This window comes from Zoogloea sp. LCSB751, assembly GCF_002028455.1.
Classification (GTDB): domain Bacteria; phylum Pseudomonadota; class Gammaproteobacteria; order Burkholderiales; family Rhodocyclaceae; genus Zoogloea.
This window is the reverse complement of record NZ_MWUM01000017.1, coordinates 1-18,977: the sequence shown is the minus strand read 5'-3', so window position 1 is coordinate 18,977 and position 18,977 is coordinate 1. Positions and strand designations below refer to the sequence as shown.

Genomic DNA, 18,977 nt, shown 5'->3' with positions numbered 1-18,977 from the left:
GGACTCCGGCACGAGGCATGGTCCCGATTATCGCCTAGCCGTCTTAAGCGCGTCTTAAGCCTGCCCAAGGCGGGCAGGCTTCGTGCAGGGGCTTACAGCAACAGAAAGTCTTGTGCCTGCAGCGGCTCCGGCAGCTTCTCCAGGCCGCGGTACTCGCCCAAGTCGATCTCGATGATGCGGGTGATGGCGTCGAGGGGCAGGTCGTTCTGGGCCGTGCCGAAGGGCTCTTCCAGTTCGTCGCCGAGGGCGTCCAGCCCGAAGAAGGTGTAGGCCACCAGGGCGGTCATCAGCGGTGTGGCCCAGCCCAGGGAGTGCACCATGCCGATGGGCAGCAGCACGCAGTACAGGTGCGCGGTGCGGTGCAGCAGCAGGGTGTAGGCGAAGGGCAGTGCGGTGTAGCGGATGCGCTCGCAGGCGCCCTGGATGGCGGTGAGCTGGTTCACGTGTTCGGCCAGGGCGGTGTAGGTGATCGAGTCCAGGCGTCCGTGCCGGTGGGCGTCGAGCAGCTGCCCGGTGACGAGGCGCAGGATGCCGTCGGGCACGTTGCGGCTGGCGCTGACCCTGGCGAGCTCGTCGGCGCTCAGCTCCGCGTTGGCGGCTGCGGCCACCGGACGATCGCGCAGGCGGGCGGTGAGGGCCTTGGCGAAGGCGGTGCACAGGCGCAGCACGTCCTGGCGCTGGGCGCGGCCGGCGGCGTCACCGTCGAGCAGCTGGCTGTCGCGGGCCAGGCTGCGCATCACCACCAGCAGGTTGCCATAGTGCTTGCGGGCCTCCCACCAGCGGTCGTAGCAGGCGTTGTTGCGGAAACCGAGGAACAGCGACAGGGACAGGCCGAGGAAGGTGAAGGGGCCGGTGGCGAAATCGGGAAAGCGCGGGCCGGTGAGGGCGGCGATCAGCGTGACGATGGCGGCGACGACGGTGACGAAGATCACCTGGGGGAGAATCAGCGGGATGATGGAACCCTTCCAGATGAAGAAGAGTTCCCGCAGACGTGGGCGGGGGCGAACGATCATGGTGGAGTCGGCGGGTCGTGGAGAGGACCCATATCGGTACAGGACGGCCTAACTTAAGGCACGGATGCTGCATTGCACAAGCCGTGGCGGAAAAACTGTCGTCACGTCGACGGGCAACCGGCTACGCCAGCTTTCCATGGCAGGACTGGAGAAAGACGTGATATTTGTCACGCTTATCCCTATGGCATTCGTGAAATACGAACTTGCGCTAGGCATGATGTATTGCCGTTGTCTTAATGCGAATGTTCTCGATCCACTCAGGAGGTCTCTCCATCATGATGCGCCGAATTGCCCCCAAGATCCTCGTTCCCCTTACCATCAGCATGGTTGCCGGAACGGCAAGCGCCGCGTGCGTGCAAGCTGCCGGCACGGTCCGTTTGATACCTGACCCGAGCTGCCAGATCGCCGCCCAAGCGCCGGGGCCGACTTATATCGGCAGTTGCTTCAGCGTCCATCTGTCGATCATCGGTCTGCCGGCTGCTACGGGCTACGCGGGGGTGACGTCGGAAGCCCTGGTCGGTGCAAATGGGGTCGGCACAGCTTCGCCGGCGGTGGTCCCGTCCGATGCCAACCCAGCGGTGCCGCGGCAGATCGTGCAGACGGCCCGCACCGCGATCACGATTGGCAGGGGCAGCAATCAGACTACCCTCTATACCAGCGATGTGGTGGTGATCCAGCCGACCTTCGATGCGACGACGGGCCAGATGGGCGTACCAGCCGCGGTGAGTGAGCAGATCATCATCACCGGCAGCGACAATAAGGGAGCCTACGCCAGGGTAACCGGTAATTTGACGGCGGTCGGTAACAGCATCGGCCAGACGGTGCCCGTGATGGGCAGGCTTTGCCTGCCCTGAGTCCGGCTTTCCAGCCGTGTTCTACGCCCCTTGCGAGGGGCGTTTTCGTTTCCTGCCGGGCATCACGCCGATGCTGCGGCGCGTGGGGCTGACGATGCTCGGACCTTGAGGTTGCGGGCTTTGTGCTTGCGGGCCCAGATCACCACTCCGGTGACGCTCAGGCCCGCCACGGCCAGCCCGCACAGGGACACCAGGATCCGCCCCGGGAGTCCGGCGATGCGCCCGGAATGCAGCGGGAACATGGCCTGCAGGAAGATGTCCCCGGCGCTGCCTTCGCCGGGAATGCTGCTGCCAACCAGCGTGCCATCGCGGGCGTCGAAATACAGCCAGGGGTTGCCGAGTCCGCCATCGCCATGGCTGCTGCCGGCATCAAAGAAGCCCACGCCGTACACGCCGAAGGCTGACGACAGCATGACGCCGCCAGCCGGTACCTGCCAGCCTCGCCGGGTGGCTTCGGCGTTGGCGTGCCGGATGGCGTCTCCGAAGCCCAGCAGGGGCTCGACTGGCCGGTTCGGCGGCGCCGGAGCGCGGTCGGCGAAGGGCGACGGCGACAGCAGCGAGAGGCGGGCGAGCAGCGGGCGCACGACCTCCTCGCGCAGGTTCATGGCCACCGAGGTGACGGCGAGGATCAGCAGCAGCGGAAAGAGCCATACGCCGCCCGAGCGGTGCAGGTCGAAGTTGAGCCGGTAGCCGCCGGCCCGCCAGCGGAAGGAGAAGGAGCGGCGCCAGGCGGCCCGCGACGGAAAGGACAGCGCCAGCGCGATCAGGCAGTCGACCACCCAGGCCAGGGCCAGGATGCCCATCAGCAGCACCCCGAGCTCGAGCCCGAAGCCGTCCGGGATGTGCATGCTGTAGTGCAGCTTGTAGAGGAAGGGCAGTACATTCTCGCGTTGCAGGGACAGGGCCCCCCATTCCCGCTGGCCGAGCACGGCACCGCTGACGGGATCGAGGGCGACCTGATTGAAGCCGAGTTCGAAGAGCTTGCCGCTGGCCGGGTCGATGCGGGGTTCGACGAAGATCCCGAGGCTGTGCCCTGGCTCCACGGACAGGGGCAGGTAGCGTACCCGCAGGCGCGGATCGGCGGCTTCCAGGCGGGCCGCCAGTTCCGTGGACGGCTGCGGCTGGCCCGGCGTGGGAGCGTGGAAAAGATGGGGATTCAGCCATTCGTCCAACTCGTGGTCCCAGGAGATCACCGCGCCGGTCAGGCCGGCGATGAACAGGAACACGGCGGCGAACAGGCCGAACCAGCGGTGCAGGCGAACCAGCAGGGGGCGCATGGGGTGCTCCTCAGTAGGTCCAGGTCAGCGCCACGCTGCCGTTGCGCGGGGCGCCGTAATAGCCCTGGCCGTAGCTGCCCCAGTAGAGGCTGCTCAGGTATTTCTCGTCGGTCAGGTTGCGCAGGGTCGCGCTGACGCTGAGCTGTTTGCTGATGTCGTAGCGGGCCATCAGGCCGATCAGCGTGTAGGCCTTCTGGCGCAGTTCGTCGCTGCCGTCCATGGCGTAGACGTCGCCCTGGTGGCTGAGGTTGGCGCCGATCTTCAGCTTGTCGATGAAGGGCAGCCGATACGTGGCGGCCAGGCGCAGCAGGCGGCGCGGGGTGTAGGTACGCACGTCCTGGCCGTGGTTGTCGTGGAGCGACAGTTGGGTGTAGCCGAGGTTGGCCTCGAGGCGCGGGGTGATCTGCCCGGTCATGTCGAACTGGAAGCCCCGCGAGCGGGCATCGATACCGGCGTAGTAGGCCTTGGTGCCGTTATAGCCGGCGATCTCGGCGAGGTTGTCCTGCACGGTGCGGAAGACGGCCAGCGAGGCGTTGAGGCGGCGCTGAAAGAACTCGCCCTTCAGGCCGACTTCGCTGCTGCGGCCTTCCACCGGTTTCAACACGTTGCCGCTGGCGTCCAGCTGATACTGGGGGGTGAAGATGTCGGCGTGGCTGGCGTAGGCCGACAGGTTGGGGCTGAGGTCGTACACCACGCCGAAGTAGGGCGTCACGTCGCTGGCCTTGCTGTTTTGGGCCACGCCGTAGGAGGTGCCGTCGCTGTCCGCACGGGTGGCGCGGGTGCCGCCGATCAGCTTGAGGCCGTCGGCGGGGTTGATGCGGGCGGCCGCGTAGACGCTGCGCTGGCGGTAGCTGAAGGCGCTGCCGTCCACCGCGGCATCGAAGAGCGGCATCGGGTAGCTGCCATCCCAGTTGTCGAGGGGCGGCAGGGCGCTGCCGATGCCACGCCCGTAGTGGGAGATGTCCGTGAGTTCGGATTTGGACCAGTTGGCGCCGAGCGTGAATTCATGCTCCTGTCCCCACAGGCGGAATGGGCCGCTGAGCTGCACGTCGGCCTGGGTCTGCCGGTTGTTGGCATCGTAGCGCGACGGGTAGGCGAGCACGCCGAGGCCGGTGGCTTTGTCGGGACGGTCGTAGACGTAGAGGAGGGCGCTGTCGTTGCTGTTGTCGTTGCGGGTCAGCACGGCTCGGGCCTGCCAGTGGTTGTCGAATTCGTGGGTGAGTTCGGCGAAGCTGGTCTGGAAGGTGGAGTCCCAGTAGGCCCAGTCGGCGGCGGGGCTGGTGGAGCGGTCGTAGTGGGTTCGCGTGCCGTCGGTGTAGAACATCGGCAGTGCGCCCCAGATGGGGCTGCGGGCCTTGTTGTGCTGCTGATTGTGGCCGATGGTCAGCTGGGTCGCCGGGCCGAGGTCGGCTTCGACGATGGCGTAGAAGACCATCTTGGCCTGGCCGTAGCGGTCCAGGTAGGAGTCGCCGTCTTCCCGGGCGACCACCAGGCGTCCGCGGATCGCGCCGGATTCCACCAGCGCGCGGGACACGTCGGCGTCCAGCCGGTAGGTGTTCCACGAACCGAGTGAGCCCGTCACGCGGGCCTGCAGGTCCACGGTCGGCCGCTTGCGCACGAAGTTGATCGTGGCGGCCGGGTAGCCGGTGGAGGTCATCAGGCCGTTGGCGCCATAGACGGCCTCGACCCGGTCGTAGATGGCGCTGTCCATGTCTCCATACACGTTGCCGTAGATGAAGGGCATGCCGATGCCGTCGGCCTGGAAGCTGGTGATGTCGAAGCCGCGGGCGGTGTAGTAAGTGCGGTTGGTCTCGATCTTTTCAACCATTACACCGGACGAGGCGGACAGGGCGTCATTGACGCTGTCGAGCCGGAAGTCGTCCATCTGCGCGCGGGTGACCACCGATACGGTCTGCGGGGTTTCGCGCAGGGACAGGTTCAGGCCGGTGGCCGAGCGGCTGCGGCGCACCGTGTAGGCGCCGCTGCGTTCGGACGGTGGTTCCTGGTCGGCCTGGGCGGCGACCTTGACGGGCGCTAGTGTGACGTCTTCGGCGGCGCTGGCCGGCAGGGCGAACAGCGCAAGAAGCGCGCAGGCGAGGGGAGAACGGACGAAGGCCGCGGTCGCGGCGGGATGGCGATGCATGGAGGCTCCTGGGCACGGGTCGCTTGCTGGCTGCCTAGGAACATGCCTCGGTGGCTGGCTATTTGATAATGGTTCTCATTATTGTAATGAATGGACGCCCCGGGATCAACGGTTCTCGAGCCGGCTGTAATCGAGGATCGCCGCTTCCCGCGGCGCAATCTGACGCCAGTGGGCATGGATGGCATCGCTCACCGCCCAGAAACGCGAGTCGGTACGGCGGATCGCGAAGCGTTGGGTGAGGCGCTGTACGTCGGCGTCGCCGGCGAGGGTCTGCACCGCCCGCACGAAGCGCGGCAGCTCGTCGGCGTCGAGCTGGAAGATCGTGTTGGGGTAGGCGCCGACGATGCCATCGAGGACGCTCAGGCTGTCTTCGTCGGGCAGGCGGCGGGTGTCCTCGCGGAACAGCTCGGCCACGTTGCTGTGGGCGCTGTTGCGCAGCACCGACACCACGTGGATCGAGCCGTCCGGGTTGGTCAGGACCACCAGACTGTGCTCGGGCAGCAGGGATGCGGGACGTCCGGTTACCTTGTCGAGGGCGCGCAGCTGGGCGCGCTGCTCGGCGTTGAAGCCGTTCGCCACCAGGTCGATTTGCTTTTCCCGCACCGGGCGCAGGTATTGGGCGACGTTGCGGTACAGCTCGCCGAGGGTGTCGGCACTGCGGTAGCGCATTCCTGTTTCGCCTGGGTAGTAGGTGGCGGCGTCGGCGAAATCCCGGATGCGTTCGGGGCGACCGCGGTACCAGTGGTCGAGCACCTTCTGACGATCCTTCAGAGGCAGCAGGGTCAGGAAGTTCTCTTCCCCTTCCATGCGCAGGAAATCCATGTAGAGCCGGGTTGCCAGTTGGTGGCTGGTGTTGCCATAGACGTCGAAGCCGGCGACCAGCAGGTAGTGCATCCGCTCGAGCAGCGGGTAGCCGAGCAACATCGCGGTCTGCGGCCGTTCGCCGGCCAGACCGCGGACCACCGAGGCGCTGTCGAAGTGGCGGAATACCGTCAGGCCGGCGGTCGGATTGTGTCCGTCGCCGTTCCACAGCTCGGCCAGGCGTGGCGGGAGTCGTGCACCGCGCGCCATGAAGTCGGCCTTGGTGCGCAGGTAGGCCTTTTCGGCCTGGGCGTAGCGGCGCCAGGCCAGGATGCCAGTGCTGCTGTCGTCCTCGGCGGGCAGGCGCAGATTCGGCTGGGTGGCATCGAGGAGGCCCTGGATCTGGTGATTGGCTTCACTCTCCGGCGAATAGAACAGCACCCAGAAGTGGTCGGTGATGACGTTGAGGGCGACCTGGCCGCGGCACACCGGGCCTTTCATGAAGCCGGTCAGCGTGAACTGGGCGTCGTCGAGCATGAGGCGGTAGCGGGCATCCACCGGCAAGGCGCGGAAAGCGGCGAAGGGGTTCGTCGCGGTCCTGGGCGAGTAGTCGGGTAACTGGGCCACGGCGATCGGCGCATCGAAGAACCACTTGCGCAGGCGGCCCATGCGCGCCGGATCGAGGGCCAGCGGCATGTGGGTCTTGGCGACCAGGGTTTCTTCCAGCGGGCGCAGGCGGTAATACACCCGCTCGACGCCCGGTGGGTCGTAGGGGCGACGGGTGGCGATCACGTCGATGGGCTGGCCGGGGGGCGTGCGGCTGCGGACCAGCTCGAAGCGGTAGTCCGGCTGCTCGTCGAAATACAGCTGGCCGACGTACCAGTGTTCGTAGATGTAGCGGGCGGCCAGCTGGTCGCGCAGCGTGTCGCCGTTGAGCAGGCGCTCCCATTCGGCGACGCTGGCCTGCACTGCTGCCAGCGGCGCCGGGCGCGGCGTGTAGGGGGCGCCGGCCTCGATCCAGCGGGCGAGGATGTCGTGGTCCTGCTGGCTGAGGGCCGGCAGGCCGTAGGGCATGCCCCACTCGGGATGCTCGGCGACGAAGCTGTCCATGCTCTCGACCTTGGCGCAGCTCTGGCTGCGGTCGAGGGCGAAGTCGAAGCGCTCATCCGGTAGTGCTCCGGCAGTCGGGCCAGGATGCTGCTGCTTGAGGGCCAGGATGCGGTACAGCACGCTGGCATCGCGGTTGGCCATTGGTGTGGCGGCGCGTTCGTTGAGGACGGGATGGAAGCCCTTGGCGCGCCATTCCACGGTGCTGTGGGCGTCGAAGCCAAGCCGTGTCGGGCTGGCTGCCAGCAGGCGGGTGCCGGCGTACACCGGGTCCGGGTTGGCGCCGCGGGTCAGGCCGTCGTAGCGGGTCAGCTTGAGCTGGCAGGGGGCGTCATAGCAGGCGTGGCAGCTCACGCAGCGGCGGTCCAGGATCGGACGGACCTGCTGCCAGTAGTCGGGGGCCGGCGCGAGGGGGGCAGGAGGTGCGTCGTAGCGGGCCGGGTCCGGACGGCCCAGTTCGTAGTCCAGCTGGACTTTGGCGACGACGGTGGTGCAGCCGGCGAGGACCAGCAGGGCAAGGCCGAAGACGGCGCGCATGGGCTTCGGAGGCATCGGTGGGGAACTCGGATCGGGTTAGGGTCGGGGGTGCGGCGTGACGGGTGAGAGCAGGCTCATGTAACGGGCGTCAGGCCCGTAGCCTGCCAGGCGCTGTGCCAGCGCCGCGGTGGTCGCGACCGGTTCGAAACCGTGACGTGCCCACCAACCGGCCGAGCCCTGGATGGCGATCAGGCTGGCGCGCCCGATGCCGCTGGCGGACAGGGCTGTCATGAAGGCGTCGACCAGCGCGCCGGCAGCACCGCTGCCCCGGGCTTCGGGCGCCACCGCCAGATCGTGCAGGTAGAGCGTGTCGGCATCGGCCGGCGCTTGGCAGGTCTGGGCGTCCAGATGCGGTGGATCGTCGAAGCGCCACGGCAGCGCCAGCAGGTAGGCGACCGGCGGACCGCCGGCCGGGCCGGCGACGAAACAGGTGTGCGGCGCGGCGGCCAGCTTGGCGCCCATCGAGCGGGGTGATTCGGGAACGATGGCCGTGTAGCAGCGCGCCTGGATCTGCAGGATGGCGTCCAGGTCGCCGCTCAGGGCGGGGCGGATGGCTAGGCGGGACAAAGGCGGGGTGTACGGGGCCGAAGGGGGTACGATTATCGCCGATCCCTCATGCCTGTGTGGCAGGCCCCTGTTACCGGCTGCAACTGGCACATGCCTTGCTGTTTCCTACCCCAAAGGGAATATAAGGAGACGCAAATGGATTTGCGCTGGAGACTTTTCGGCTATGTGCTGGGCTTTGCGCTGGCTTTGTCGGTGGCTGCCGTGGCATGGGTCGGGCTGGCCCTGCAGCAGGATGTGGCCGAGGAAATGGAGGCCTCCACCCGCCTGGCGGATGTGATTCTGGCCGTTGGCAGCGTGCCGGAACACCGGGCGGCCGAACTGCGTGCGTTGCTGGCAGGTGGTCAGTTGCGACACGTTGCGGTGTCCGTGGAGCGCTCCAATTTGGAGCAGGGTGCAGCGCCTGCGCCGTCGGGGCTGCTGGCGACCCTTGCCGATTATCTGCTCGATGGGCGTGTGATCCATGAACGCCGCATTCCGCTGGGCGACGAGATGCTGGTGATCCGTGCCGACCCCCGCGCCGAAATCCATGAAGTGCTGCGCGACGGTGTGCGCAACATGCTGACGCTGGTCGTGTTCTGCCTGGGCATGGCGGTCGTGGCGTGGGTGGCGGCTCATCGGGCGCTGAAGCCGGTCCGCCTGCTCGAACAGGGCCTGGCCCGGCTCGGACGCGGAGAGGATCAGGTTCGTCTGCCGCCCTTCCAGCTGAAGGAGTTCGCCAGTATCGCCCAGGCCATCGAGACCCTGTCCGGCGAGCTGGCTGAATCGCGGGCGGCCCGCCAGTTGCTCGCGCGGCAACTGCTTGAACTGCAGGAAAGCGAGCGTCGGGAACTGGCCCGCGAGCTGCACGATGAACTCGGCCAGGCGCTGACCGCCGTCAACGTGTCGGCGGCCTACATCCAACGCCAGGCCGGTCGGGCCGAAGCTGCGCAGTTGGCAAGCATTGCCGGCGACATCCGTACGCAGACCAACGGGATGCTGGCCCAGGTGCGCAACCTGCTGTCGCAGTTGCGCCCTCACGGTCTCGAAGGCCTGCAGATGGTCGACGCCCTGAATGACCTGGTCCGTGGCTGGCGCGGTCGGGTACCGGAGATCGGCATCGAGGCCGAGTTCCCGCCGTCCTTGCCACCGCTGCCACCCAATGCCGGCCTTGCACTCTATCGCACGCTGCAGGAAGCCCTGACCAATGTGCTGCGCCACAGCGTGGCGAGTCGCGTGCGTCTGTCCTTGCAGACCCGCGGACAGGCGCTGGAGCTGACCGTCGCAGACAACGGAGTCGGCAAGGTCGAGGATGTGGTGCCGCGTTCCCGCGGCGGCTTGCTGGGCATGCGCGAGCGTGCCGAGATGGCCGGCGGTAAGTGTTGGCTGACCGACGCTCCGGGCGGCGGTCTGCAGGTCCGTCTCAGTTTGCCTTTGCCGCTGTCCCAGGGCTGAGGCCAATGTTTTCCCGAAACCATTCCGGGATTCTGCCCGCGATCCGCCAGCCGGCGGATGCGGGCGATGTTTTCAGGCCGCCGAACGGGTGGCGTGAAGACTTTTTTAGCCAAGGAGAAACAAGATGAACGCCTTACGCAAGACGGCGCTGCTGGCGGGCCTGGCCCTGGTTGCCACGGCTGCCAATGCCGCGGTGGATGAGGACATGAAGGCGCTGGCCAGCAAGAGCGGCTGCCTGACCTGTCACGCCATCGAGTCCGGTACCCCCGGACCGAACGGCATGGCCCCCATCGGCCCGGCCTGGCAGGACGTGGCCAAGGCCTACAAGGGCAAGCCGGGCGCCGACACCTTCCTGACCCGTGTGGTACTGGAGGGCTCCAACCCGTACGGCAGCCACTGGAAGGACAAGGTCAGTGGCCTGGCCATGCCGCCCAACAAGGTTGCCATCAAGGAAGCCGACGCCAAGAAATTGGTGAAGTGGATCCTGACCCTGGCACCCAAGTAAGCCGGGGGCACGCACGGCTGCGGCCGTGAAGGATGCTGTACCGAGAACCCCGGACGTCCCCCCCGTCCGGGGTTCGCATTTCTGGGTTGGTCTTACAGCAGGCTGTCGATCTGCTCGAAGTGCCCGTCGGCGAGCCGGCCGTCGGCGCTGAAAACCAGCTGCAGTATCACATCGCTCTTGCCGCCATACCAGCTGCGGGAGAGGGGGATCTTGCCGAACACGCAGGGGCCGCCCTGGGGGGGGAGCTGGGACACATTGGGGCTGCGCTCGACGAGGGCCAGGCACTCGGTGCTGCTTTTCTCCGAGAAGGTGGTGCCATGGGCGGCGAGCCGCCGGCGGGCATCGTCGAGGGACATGCCGGGCTGGAACTCGGCTCCGAGTTGGTCGGGGAGCGGGCTGGGAGCCGGCGAGCAGGCCGCCAGGCTGGCGCTCAGGCACAGGCCGGCAGCCAGGCGCGACAGGGTGGTATGGGTGAAGGGCACGGCGTTGGTCAAGGCTGGCAAAGCCCGAGTATCCCACGCCGGGCCGTTGCGGATCACGAGGCCGATAGCTGGCGCAGCTTTCGATAGAGGGTCGTGCGGGTGATGCCGAGTTCCCGTGCCGCCGCCGAGATGTTGCCGTTATGGCGGGCCACGGTGCTTTCCACCAGTCGTCCTTCGGCTGCCCGCAGGCTCTGGGCGGCCGGGCGCTGGGTCGGCAGGTCCGGGTCGTCCACCAGGTCGTGGGGCAGATGCTCGGGCGTCAGGGTGTCCTCATCCGGCCCCAGCATGGCCATGGCCAGGCGCAGGGCGTTCTTCAACTGACGGATGTTGCCCGGCCACGGATGGTGGCGGATCAGGTCGAGGGCGGTGGCCGACAGGCGTACCGGCCGTTGCGGCGATTCGTCCTGCAGGATGCGCCGGGCCAGTGCCTCGATGTCGCTGCGCTCCCGCAGGGGCGGGAGGGACAGGCTCATTGCCGACAGGCGGAAATACAGATCGGGGCGGAAGTCGCCGCTCTCGCACAAGGCCTTCAGCGACCGGTGGCTGGCGCAGACCAGGGACAGATCGATCTCTTCTTCCGGGCCACCGCCGAGCGGCGTGACACGGCGCGTTTCGAGGACGCGCAGCAGAACGGCCTGAAGCTTGAGGGGCATGTCGCCGATTTCGTCGAGGAACAGGGTGCCCTGGTGGGCCTCGCGCAGCTTGCCACGCGCCCCTTCGTCGCGGGCGCCGGTGTAGGCGCCGGCCGTGTAGCCGAACAGTTCGGCCTCGATCAGGTTGGCCGGGATGGCGGCACAGTTGATTGCCACGAAGGGGCCGTTGCTGCGCGGCCCGCTGGTGTGGAAGGCCTGGGCAAAGACTTCCTTGCCGGAACCGGTTTCGCCCTGGATCAGCAGCGGAATGTCCAGCCCGAGGATGCGCCGCGCCCGCCGGATGGCATGGCTGACGGTCTTGTCGCCAAGGTCCAGTTCGTCGAGCGTGGGGCCGATCGGCGTTGCCGGGGCGGCGCTTGCCTGCATCTCCCGCGCGTTGATCGGGCGCATGCGCTGCATGTTGGTGAGCAGGATGCGGGCGACGAATTCCTGGCCCTGGCGGCTGCGCAGGCGGGTAGGGTGGGCGCTGGTCTGCAGGGCGTGGTCGAGCACCGCGTTCCAGCGGGTCTCGAAGATGTTCCAGAACGGCGGCTTGTCGTGCCGCCGGGTGTCGGCCAGCCCCAGCAGACGTTCAGCGCGGCGGTTGCAGGCGAGCAGGGCGCCGGCTTCGTCGAAGACCGCCAGTCCCTCGAGGGGCGAGGCCAGTGCCTCGGCCTGGTGATGAAAGCGGATCAGCACCGCTGCATCGCTGACGGTTTCGATCAGGCGGTTCTCGATGATCTCCGCGGTGGTTTGCAGCAGGGCCTGGGCGTGGGTCTGGGTGATCTGCAGGTTGCTCGATACGTCGAGAATGCCGAGGACGCCGCCGGTGGGCGCATGGATCGGCGTCGCGACGCAGGCGAGGAACTTGTTGCGTTCGAGATAGTGTTGGTTCCCCATCACGGCCACCGGGCGCTGTTCTGCCAGTGCCGTGCCGATGGCATTGGTACCCATCACCGACTCGGCCCAGGAATGTCCCGGTTTGAGGGACACGCGGGCCGCCTTCTCCAGGAAGTCCGAATCGCCCACCGAACGCAGGATGACCCCCGAGTCGTCGGCGAGCAGGATCGTAGACGAGGAATGGGCGATCTGCTGGTGCAGGTGCTCCATGATCGGCTGGGCATAGGCCACCAGCCGGGCGTTGGCCTCCAGGCGATCGGACAGGTTGCCTTGCTGGCTGGTGGCCGGCAGGCGCTCGGTGGGGCGCAGGCCGTCGGCCGCGCAACGTTCCCACGAGCGCTGGATGGCCTCGAGCGGGAAGGAGGAGGGTGGGTCCTGATTATTCACGAGTACTGAACAGCAGGAACCGTGCCTGCCATGAAAATGCTGACGTTCACGTCAGTCTAATTGAATTAAATCATGAAAATCAGTAGTTAAGCGACATGGCCATGCTGGATGACGGGTTTTTATGGGCGCCGTTTGTGCGCGAAGTGGAGCAGGTGTTCAAGGCTACGTTACGGGATGGAGCAGGTGTTCCGCTGCGGAACAAGCGCGCACCCGAAAGATCGCTCCATGCATTTGGCAAGTCTTTGTCTGCAAAGAGTTTTTGTGGCGGCAGCCGGCGGGTGTCGATCTGCATGCTTTTTGCTGCCAGTCCAGGGTGGCGCGGTTCAGGGGCACAGTCGGTGCCGTATTCAGTGATCAGTCTGACCGCAGTCTTGATAACCAGTCTGTCAAAAATGACTAGAAGGAGGAGCTCATGAAATTCGTCAATCTGCTTTGCGTCGCCGCCCTGGGAGCGGCCGCAGCAACCCCGGCCCTGGCATCCGAAGAGATCATCAAGAAGGCTCGCTGCGTGGCCTGCCACGCGGTGGACCAGAAGCGTGTCGGCCCCGCTTACAAGGAAGTGGCGGCCAAGTACAAGGGGCATCCCGAGGCGGAGGCAATGCTGATTTCCAAGGTGCGCCATGGCGGCACCGGTACCTGGGGTCAGATTCCGATGCCGCCCCATGGTACCGACAAGATCAGCGATGCCGACCTGAAGGCTGCTGTGGAGTGGATTCTCAAGCTTTGATGAGCGTCACGGGGGAGGGTCCCCGTTACAGCTGAACGACACACCTGCTCCAGAGTGGAGCAGGTGTGTCGTTGTGATGCGCTGCAGATGGGCGCTGTGAAGCCGCCGAATGGCAGTACGGAGCGGGTTCAGTGGATGACGACGCCCCAGGGAAGCTCACCGACGGGGATTTCCTTGATGGCCTCCAGGCGTTCGGTGTCGATCACCGACACGCTGTTGGAGCGACCGTTGGCCACGTAAAGCTTGCGGCCGTCGGGGGTGATGGCCATGTTCCAGGGGCGCTTGCCGACCGGGATGGTGGCTTCGATCTGGTTGTCGTTGGTGCGGATCACGCTGACGGTGCCGTCCTTGCCGTTGGAGACGTAGGCACGGCTGCCGTCTGGCGCCATTGTGACCCCGTTGGAGAAATTGCCGCCCTTGATTTCGGCGATGACCTTGCGCTTGCCCATGTCGATGGCGTAGACCGTGCTGACCATCTCGCAGGCCACGTAGGCGCGCTTGCCATCCGGTGTGAAGCCGATGCCGCGTGGGCGCTTGCCGACTTCGATCGAGGCGACCTGTTTGCGGGTCTTCACGTCGATCAGGTCCACCTGCTGGGCTTCCTCGGCGCTGACCAGCAGCCAGCGGCCGTCGGGGCTGAACACTGCATGCTCGGGGTTCTTGCCCTTGACCTTGATCTCCGCCAGCTTGCGCCGCTTGGCGGCATCCAGGATGACGACGCTGTTGGATTCTTCCACTGCGGCGGCGATCAGCTTGCGGTCGGCCGATACGCTCACCCCTTCCGGCGATTCTCCGAGGGGGATGGACGCGACTTGCTTGCCCTCGGCGATATCGACCACCACCAGGCTGCTGGTCGGGGCCTCGCTGACGAACAGGCTCTTCCCATCGGTGGCGATGCCGCGGGGGCGCTGGCCGCCGGGCAGACTGGCGACCACCTCGTCGGTGGCGGTGTCGATCACCGATACCGATGCGGATTTTTCGTTGGGAACGTAGGCAAAGGGCGCGGCGAGGGCCGCTCCCGGCAGCAGGATGCAGCTCGCCAGGAGCTGTCGCAGGGTGAAGGGCTGGGGCATGGTCTCAGAGGGTTGGCTTGACGTAGGTGACGCCGTGGCGGGCGAAGATGGCTGCGACCGTGCCATTCTTTTCGAGCTCCTTGAGAGCCTTGTCGATGGCATCGGCAAGACCGCTCTCCTCGGCCTTGACGGCCATGCCCAGCGGCCAGCTGTTGATCTTGAGTTCCGGCATCTGGACCACTTCCACAACGAAGCGGCTGTCCTTGCCGAGCGCGACTTCGATCTCCGAGCGCGGCCCCATCACGGCGGCCAGTTCGCCGGCCTTGAGTTTGTCTACCGCTGCTGCGACGCTGCCGAAATGGACCACGTTGTCGCGCAGGCGGCCGTTCAGCACGCCGAGCAGGAAGGCATCGGCCAGGCTGCGCCCCTCGACACCGATCTTCTCGCGGGTGAACACTTCCAGCGCCGTGGCGGCGGAGCCGCGGATTGAGCCGATGCGCTGCAGGCGGGCCACCGCCACCGTTTCCAGGTGGTAGGGGCCGAAGATCTTCACCTTGTCGTTCTTGCCCTGCAGGTAGGAGTCGACGGGCACATGCATCATCACGTCGGACGGCTGCATGCCCAGGTAGTGGCCCTTCCAGACCATGTTGCGCAGGTCGTCGTCCATGTCCTCGTCGGCGTTGTAACCGATGACCTGCGGATTCAGACCGAGTTGCTTGCCAAGGGCTTCGGCAAGTTCCACGTCGATGCCCTTGCCCTGGTTGGAGTAGGGGGCGAAGTTGTTATACACGGCAACCTTGAGGCTGCCGCGTTTCTTGATCTCTTCCAGCGTGTCGGCGCGGGCCGGCAGGCTGGAGGCCAGGGCCGCCGCGCCAGCGGCCAGCAGGAAACGACGACGATCAGTCTTCACGGACGGTCTCCAGCCAGGCACGGATGGTCCACATGGCTTCCTGGCTCAGGATGCCTTCGAACGGGGGCATGTACACGCGGCCGTCGCGGGTGGCGCCATGGCGGATGCGGTTCAGGAAGATTTCGTCGCCTTCCTGGCCGGCCGGCAGGTAGCGCAGATCGGGGGCGATGCCGCCGGAGATTGCGCCGAGGCCGTGGCAGCGGGCGCAGTTCTGGTTGAACGCCGAGGAGCCGATGCGGATCGCTTCCTTGTTGCCCAGGTAGGGGTTCTTCGGCAGCCAGTCCTTGCCGACGGAGGGCAGCGTCGAGGTGTCGACGGCCTGGGGCGTCACGTCGCCGTGAGCGATGACGACGGTTGCAGCCAGGGTCAGCGCGGCAGCGGAGAGGGCACGGAGAAGGACGGAATTACGGACAGTCACCTGGGTCACCTTTGGTCGTGTGATTGGAGTTCGTCGAGCGATCCGCCAGCGGGCGAGTCGCCGTGTGTGAAGACCTTTCAGCAAGGGGCGTGCCACTTTTAGAAGGGAGCCGTCGTGAAATGGGACACCTTTGCCGCATCAGGATTTTTCCAGTTTTCTTTATAGCTCTATAAACTGGCCTGAGTTTTGCTGATTGAGCGAGAGGGTGGAGCAGTCACATTGCTGAAATGTGGTCCAGCTGCTACATTTTGGCGCACACCACGATGCTGGCTCGAGCTGGCACACAATCCGTTCAAACGGAGGAGGAGATGATGCAGGTTCCTTTCAGCGCGGAGGCCAGGGCACTGGGTCTCTTGGAAGCGCGGTCGCTGTACTTTGGCCGGGGAGAGCTTCCTGAGGCGTTGCTCGACCAAAGCGTATTACGCTCTTGGGAGCGCTGCCGGAAGGCGGGCCTCGATCCGGCTCGTCTCGAGTGTGGCGAACCCAACGTGCGGGCGGTGTCGGAGGCGCGGGAGCGCAACCGCACGTTGATCTCCCACGCCGAGCCGGTCCTCGAACATCTCTTCGAGCAGATCCGCAACTCCCACAGCATGGTCATCCTCGCCGACGCGCGCGGCATGGTGCTGCAGACCTATGGCGATCCCGATTTCCTGAGCCAGGCCGAGCAGGTATCCCTGCACCCGGGGGCCAGCTGGCACGAATTCGACCGCGGTACCAACGCCATCGGCACCGCTCTCGCCGAGCGTGGCGCAGTCAATGTTTTCGGTTCCGAGCATTTCTACGAGGGCAATGCCTTCCTGACCTGTAGCGCGTCCCCGATCCAGGATGCGCAGGGCCGTCTGATGGGGGTGCTGGACATCTCCAGCGATTACCGCGCCTTCCAGCGTCACTCCCTCGGCTTGGTGAAAATGTCGTCCCGCATCATCGAAAAGCGTCTTTTCGAGTCCGAGTTCGCCCACCAGGGACTGCTCAGCTTCCACGCCCGTCCGGACCACGTGGGCAGCATGTGCGAAGCGCTGCTGGCCATCTCGCCGGATGGCGACATCGTCGGCGCCGATCAGTCCGCTCTCGAGCTGCTCGGCCTGCGTCGCGAGGATCTGCCCCGGCGCCACTACAGCATGCTGTTCGACGTGCCGCTGGGTACCTTGATCGATCGTGCCCGGCGCGATCCTTCGTCCCTGATCGCGATTGCCGGCCGCAACGGCGAGCGCTTCTATGCCCGCCTGCGCGGTAATTTCGCGTCGATGCCGGTGTCGAGCCCGGTCGGCATGGAGGGGCGCAGCGAGCGGCCTGTCCGCCCGGCCCGGGTGGAGGCGGAGCCGGCTTCCCAGGTTCGCCTGACGCTGCATACCCTGGCCACCGGCGACGAACGCCTGCAGGCGGCCATCGACAAGGGTGTGCGGGTGCTCGGCCGCGACATCCCGATTCTTATTCAGGGCGAATCCGGAGCCGGCAAGGAAATGTTCGCCAAGGCCTTCCACAACAGCGGCCCGCGGGCTCAGGGGCCCTTCGTCGCGCTCAACTGTGCGGCGATTCCGGAAACCCTGATCGAGTCCGAGCTGTTCGGTTATTCGGGCGGTGCCTTCACTGGCGCCCGCAAGGAAGGCGCGGTCGGCAAGATCCAGCAAGCCCACGGTGGGACCCTTTTCCTCGACGAAATCGGCGACATGCCCCTTTCGCTGCAGGCCCGCCTGCTGCGTGTGCTGCAGGAGCGCTGCGTGACGCCGCTGGGGACCAACAAGAGCATTCCGGTGGACATCACCCTCGTCTGCGCTACCCACCGGCGCCTGAAGGAAGAAGTAGCGCGCGGCGGTTTCCGGGAGGACTTGTACTACCGCCTCAACGGCCTGTGCATCAATCTGCCGTCCCTGCGCGAGCGCAGCGACATCGATCGCCTGATCGACAAGCTGATGCGCGAAGAAGCGGGCCCCGATCGTAACGTGGAAGTGTCCCACAAGGTCATGCAGGCGTTTCTGAGCTACCGCTGGCCCGGCAACATCCGTCAGCTCAACAATGTCATCAAGGTGGCGATTGCGCTGCTCGATGACGACGAGGATGTCATCGAAACCTGGCATCTGCCGGACGACATCTTCGAGGAGATCGGCGAGGCGATGCCGGCGATGGCCTCCGCCGCGCCGTCGCGCAGCCTGTCTCCAGGCCTGGCGACTGGGCCCGTCTCAGCGGCCGCTGCCAGCGGAGCGGCGAGCTTCGGACGCCTGGAGGAGATCGAGCGCGACATGATCCAGCGCACACTCGAGGCCGAGAATGGCAATATTTCTGCGGCCGCCCGCAGGCTTGGAATCAGCCGCAACACCCTGTATCGCAAGCTCGGACGTTTCTGATCGCGCGGCGACGGCAGGCCGTCGGGAGGCGTTCTGCTGTTTTGTGTGGGGCAAGCGTTGTTTGCGCCCGATCCGTGATCCGTCCCCCTTTGTTTTGAACCCTCCTCGCGAGGGTTTTTTCTTGTGCTCCCCAGCTTGAAGGCACGGGCTCAGGACGAAGCGTTTCGTCCGAGCGGCCAGTCTTGGGGCTCGTGCGGCTTCCTGCGGGTAGAGCGCTGAAACAAGCGTAGAGCAAGAGAGCACGGAGTAAGAAAAAGAAAAGCCCGAGCTACAGAGCAACTCGGGCTAAATCCACACCAAAGGAGGAGGGTGGAGGAGACAGCGCTATCTTAGGCCTGCTTCGCTGATCGGAAATGCAAAGTTTCCTATCGATTGATAAGAAAATCTAATTATTGTGTGCATCCGTCGAGAGAGGGGTCGTCGCAGCGCTCTTGAAAGCTGTTGAGCGGGCCCTCCCCGTGACAACTCCTCCGTAAGAGGACGGCTTACGGCATCCCCTTACACACAACTCACCCCTGATCCATTTTCCTTGCCTGGCGCATGCCTTCGACAAAGACGGCCAGCTGCTGGAGACCGAGCCAGATTGTCTTGGCGCCGGGCTCACCATCATGTCGGCGGGCCAGGAAGCCTCCACGCTGGGCGATCAGGCGCAAGACGGTGTTCAGCGCGGGCACGGCTGTCGGGATGGGCTTCTTGTTCAGGATAAAGGCGGCCCGCCACTCATCGGCTTCGAACGCCATGTCGGCGGGTAAATCGGGCAGGCTCCGACCCAGGCGCATCAGGCGGTTGATCCGCCAGGCGATCACCATGTAAAGCGCCAGCGCACTTTGCAGGCGACGCGTGTCGGCCAGTTGCAGGCGCTCGACCCGGCAGCCTTCCTTGAGCACCAGGAAGAACAGTTCGATCTCCCAGCGGGCGCGATACCAGTCGA

At 65.9% G+C, this 18,977-nt stretch carries 17 protein-coding genes; 5 read left to right on the top strand and 12 right to left on the bottom strand.

The window, feature by feature from the left end:
• Positions 1–92: 92 nt before the first annotated feature.
• Positions 93–1,013, bottom strand: coding sequence for a bestrophin family protein (locus B4920_RS17490; protein WP_079435908.1), 921 nt, complete (start codon positions 1,011–1,013; stop codon positions 93–95).
• Between the two features lie 275 nt (positions 1,014–1,288).
• On the opposite strand from B4920_RS17490, the gene B4920_RS17485 reads away from it, so the two are divergent.
• Complete coding sequence (locus B4920_RS17485) at positions 1,289–1,867, top strand: hypothetical protein (protein ID WP_079435907.1); 579 nt, start codon at positions 1,289–1,291, stop codon at positions 1,865–1,867.
• Between the two features lie 62 nt (positions 1,868–1,929).
• On the opposite strand, the gene B4920_RS17480 is transcribed toward B4920_RS17485, so the two are convergent.
• From B4920_RS17480 to B4920_RS17465, 4 genes are all read right to left on the bottom strand, one after another.
• The gene (locus tag B4920_RS17480) at positions 1,930–3,144 is read right to left on the bottom strand and encodes a PepSY domain-containing protein (protein ID WP_079435906.1); all 1,215 of its coding nucleotides are present in this window, start codon (positions 3,142–3,144) and stop codon (positions 1,930–1,932) included.
• 10 nt (positions 3,145–3,154) lie between these two features.
• Positions 3,155–5,287: a TonB-dependent siderophore receptor gene (locus B4920_RS17475; RefSeq protein ID WP_079435905.1), complete on the bottom strand. Its 2,133-nt coding sequence runs from the start codon at positions 5,285–5,287 to the stop codon at positions 3,155–3,157.
• Positions 5,288–5,392: 105 nt separating this feature from the next.
• Positions 5,393–7,747, bottom strand: a complete 2,355-nt coding sequence (locus tag B4920_RS17470) for a fatty acid cis/trans isomerase (RefSeq protein ID WP_216819927.1) — start codon at positions 7,745–7,747, stop codon at positions 5,393–5,395.
• Positions 7,748–7,768: 21 nt separating this feature from the next.
• Positions 7,769–8,299, bottom strand: coding sequence for a GNAT family N-acetyltransferase (locus B4920_RS17465; RefSeq protein ID WP_161493325.1), 531 nt, complete (start codon positions 8,297–8,299; stop codon positions 7,769–7,771).
• A 135-nt stretch (positions 8,300–8,434) separates the two neighbouring features.
• Here B4920_RS17465 and B4920_RS17460 point away from each other — a divergent pair, with 135 nt between their 5' ends.
• Both B4920_RS17460 and B4920_RS17455 read left to right on the top strand, forming a co-directional pair.
• The gene (locus tag B4920_RS17460; RefSeq protein ID WP_161493324.1) at positions 8,435–9,730 is read left to right on the top strand and encodes a histidine kinase; all 1,296 of its coding nucleotides are present in this window, start codon (positions 8,435–8,437) and stop codon (positions 9,728–9,730) included.
• A gap of 124 nt (positions 9,731–9,854) precedes the next feature.
• Positions 9,855–10,235, top strand: a complete 381-nt coding sequence (locus B4920_RS17455; RefSeq protein ID WP_079435902.1) for a c-type cytochrome — start codon at positions 9,855–9,857, stop codon at positions 10,233–10,235.
• Between the two features lie 92 nt (positions 10,236–10,327).
• On the opposite strand, the gene B4920_RS17450 is transcribed toward B4920_RS17455, so the two are convergent.
• From B4920_RS17450 to B4920_RS28900, 3 genes are all read right to left on the bottom strand, one after another.
• On the bottom strand, positions 10,328–10,729 hold the full coding sequence (locus tag B4920_RS17450) for a hypothetical protein (protein ID WP_079435901.1): 402 nt from the start codon (positions 10,727–10,729) through the stop codon (positions 10,328–10,330).
• Positions 10,730–10,770: 41 nt separating this feature from the next.
• Positions 10,771–12,636, bottom strand: a complete 1,866-nt coding sequence (locus tag B4920_RS17445; protein WP_079435900.1) for a sigma-54-dependent Fis family transcriptional regulator — start codon at positions 12,634–12,636, stop codon at positions 10,771–10,773.
• A gap of 79 nt (positions 12,637–12,715) precedes the next feature.
• Entirely contained in the window at positions 12,716–12,928 is a 213-nt protein-coding gene (locus B4920_RS28900) for a hypothetical protein (RefSeq protein WP_139379544.1), read from the bottom strand.
• Positions 12,929–13,048: 120 nt separating this feature from the next.
• Between B4920_RS28900 and B4920_RS17440 the strand changes: the two genes are divergently transcribed.
• A complete protein-coding gene (locus B4920_RS17440; protein WP_079435899.1) occupies positions 13,049–13,363 on the top strand; it encodes a c-type cytochrome in 315 nt (104 codons plus the stop codon).
• Positions 13,364–13,491: 128 nt separating this feature from the next.
• On the opposite strand, the gene B4920_RS17435 is transcribed toward B4920_RS17440, so the two are convergent.
• Genes B4920_RS17435 through pedF form a run of 3 tightly spaced genes read right to left on the bottom strand, consistent with a single transcriptional unit; the run spans position 13,492 to position 15,713 of the window.
• Positions 13,492–14,436: a beta-propeller fold lactonase family protein gene (locus B4920_RS17435; RefSeq protein WP_079435898.1), complete on the bottom strand. Its 945-nt coding sequence runs from the start codon at positions 14,434–14,436 to the stop codon at positions 13,492–13,494.
• A gap of 4 nt (positions 14,437–14,440) precedes the next feature.
• The gene (locus tag B4920_RS17430; protein WP_079435897.1) at positions 14,441–15,286 is read right to left on the bottom strand and encodes an ABC transporter substrate-binding protein; all 846 of its coding nucleotides are present in this window, start codon (positions 15,284–15,286) and stop codon (positions 14,441–14,443) included.
• Positions 15,276–15,713, bottom strand: a complete 438-nt coding sequence (pedF, locus tag B4920_RS17425; protein ID WP_079435896.1) for a cytochrome c-550 PedF — start codon at positions 15,711–15,713, stop codon at positions 15,276–15,278. Before pedF ends, B4920_RS17430 begins: the two co-directional genes overlap by 11 nt.
• A 299-nt stretch (positions 15,714–16,012) precedes the next feature.
• On the opposite strand from pedF, the gene B4920_RS17420 reads away from it, so the two are divergent.
• Positions 16,013–18,046 carry a sigma-54-dependent Fis family transcriptional regulator gene (locus B4920_RS17420; RefSeq protein ID WP_079435895.1) on the top strand — a complete coding sequence of 678 codons (2,034 nt, stop codon included), beginning with the start codon at positions 16,013–16,015 and terminating at the stop codon, positions 18,044–18,046.
• Between the two features lie 509 nt (positions 18,047–18,555).
• Here the strand turns inward: B4920_RS17420 and B4920_RS17415 are convergent.
• Positions 18,556–18,977: IS4 family transposase (locus tag B4920_RS17415; RefSeq protein WP_305847118.1), on the bottom strand; the 422-nt coding region annotated here is incomplete at its 5' end.

What these genes read in the sequence shown, in the direction of transcription:
- B4920_RS17490 (WP_079435908.1), bottom strand. Translation starts at nt 1,013, where the DNA reads ATGATCGTTCGCCCCCGCCCACGTCTGCGGGAACTCTTCTTCATCTGG.
- B4920_RS17485 (WP_079435907.1), top strand. Translation starts at nt 1,289, where the DNA reads ATGATGCGCCGAATTGCCCCCAAGATCCTCGTTCCCCTTACCATCAGC.
- B4920_RS17480 (WP_079435906.1), bottom strand. Translation starts at nt 3,144, where the DNA reads ATGCGCCCCCTGCTGGTTCGCCTGCACCGCTGGTTCGGCCTGTTCGCC.
- B4920_RS17475 (WP_079435905.1), bottom strand. Translation starts at nt 5,287, where the DNA reads ATGCATCGCCATCCCGCCGCGACCGCGGCCTTCGTCCGTTCTCCCCTC.
- B4920_RS17470 (WP_216819927.1), bottom strand. Translation starts at nt 7,747, where the DNA reads ATGCCTCCGAAGCCCATGCGCGCCGTCTTCGGCCTTGCCCTGCTGGTC.
- B4920_RS17460 (WP_161493324.1), top strand. Translation starts at nt 8,435, where the DNA reads ATGGATTTGCGCTGGAGACTTTTCGGCTATGTGCTGGGCTTTGCGCTG.
- B4920_RS17455 (WP_079435902.1), top strand. Translation starts at nt 9,855, where the DNA reads ATGAACGCCTTACGCAAGACGGCGCTGCTGGCGGGCCTGGCCCTGGTT.
- B4920_RS28900 (WP_139379544.1), bottom strand. Translation starts at nt 12,928, where the DNA reads ATGCAGATCGACACCCGCCGGCTGCCGCCACAAAAACTCTTTGCAGAC.
- B4920_RS17440 (WP_079435899.1), top strand. Translation starts at nt 13,049, where the DNA reads ATGAAATTCGTCAATCTGCTTTGCGTCGCCGCCCTGGGAGCGGCCGCA.
- B4920_RS17435 (WP_079435898.1), bottom strand. Translation starts at nt 14,436, where the DNA reads ATGCCCCAGCCCTTCACCCTGCGACAGCTCCTGGCGAGCTGCATCCTG.
- B4920_RS17420 (WP_079435895.1), top strand. Translation starts at nt 16,013, where the DNA reads ATGATGCAGGTTCCTTTCAGCGCGGAGGCCAGGGCACTGGGTCTCTTG.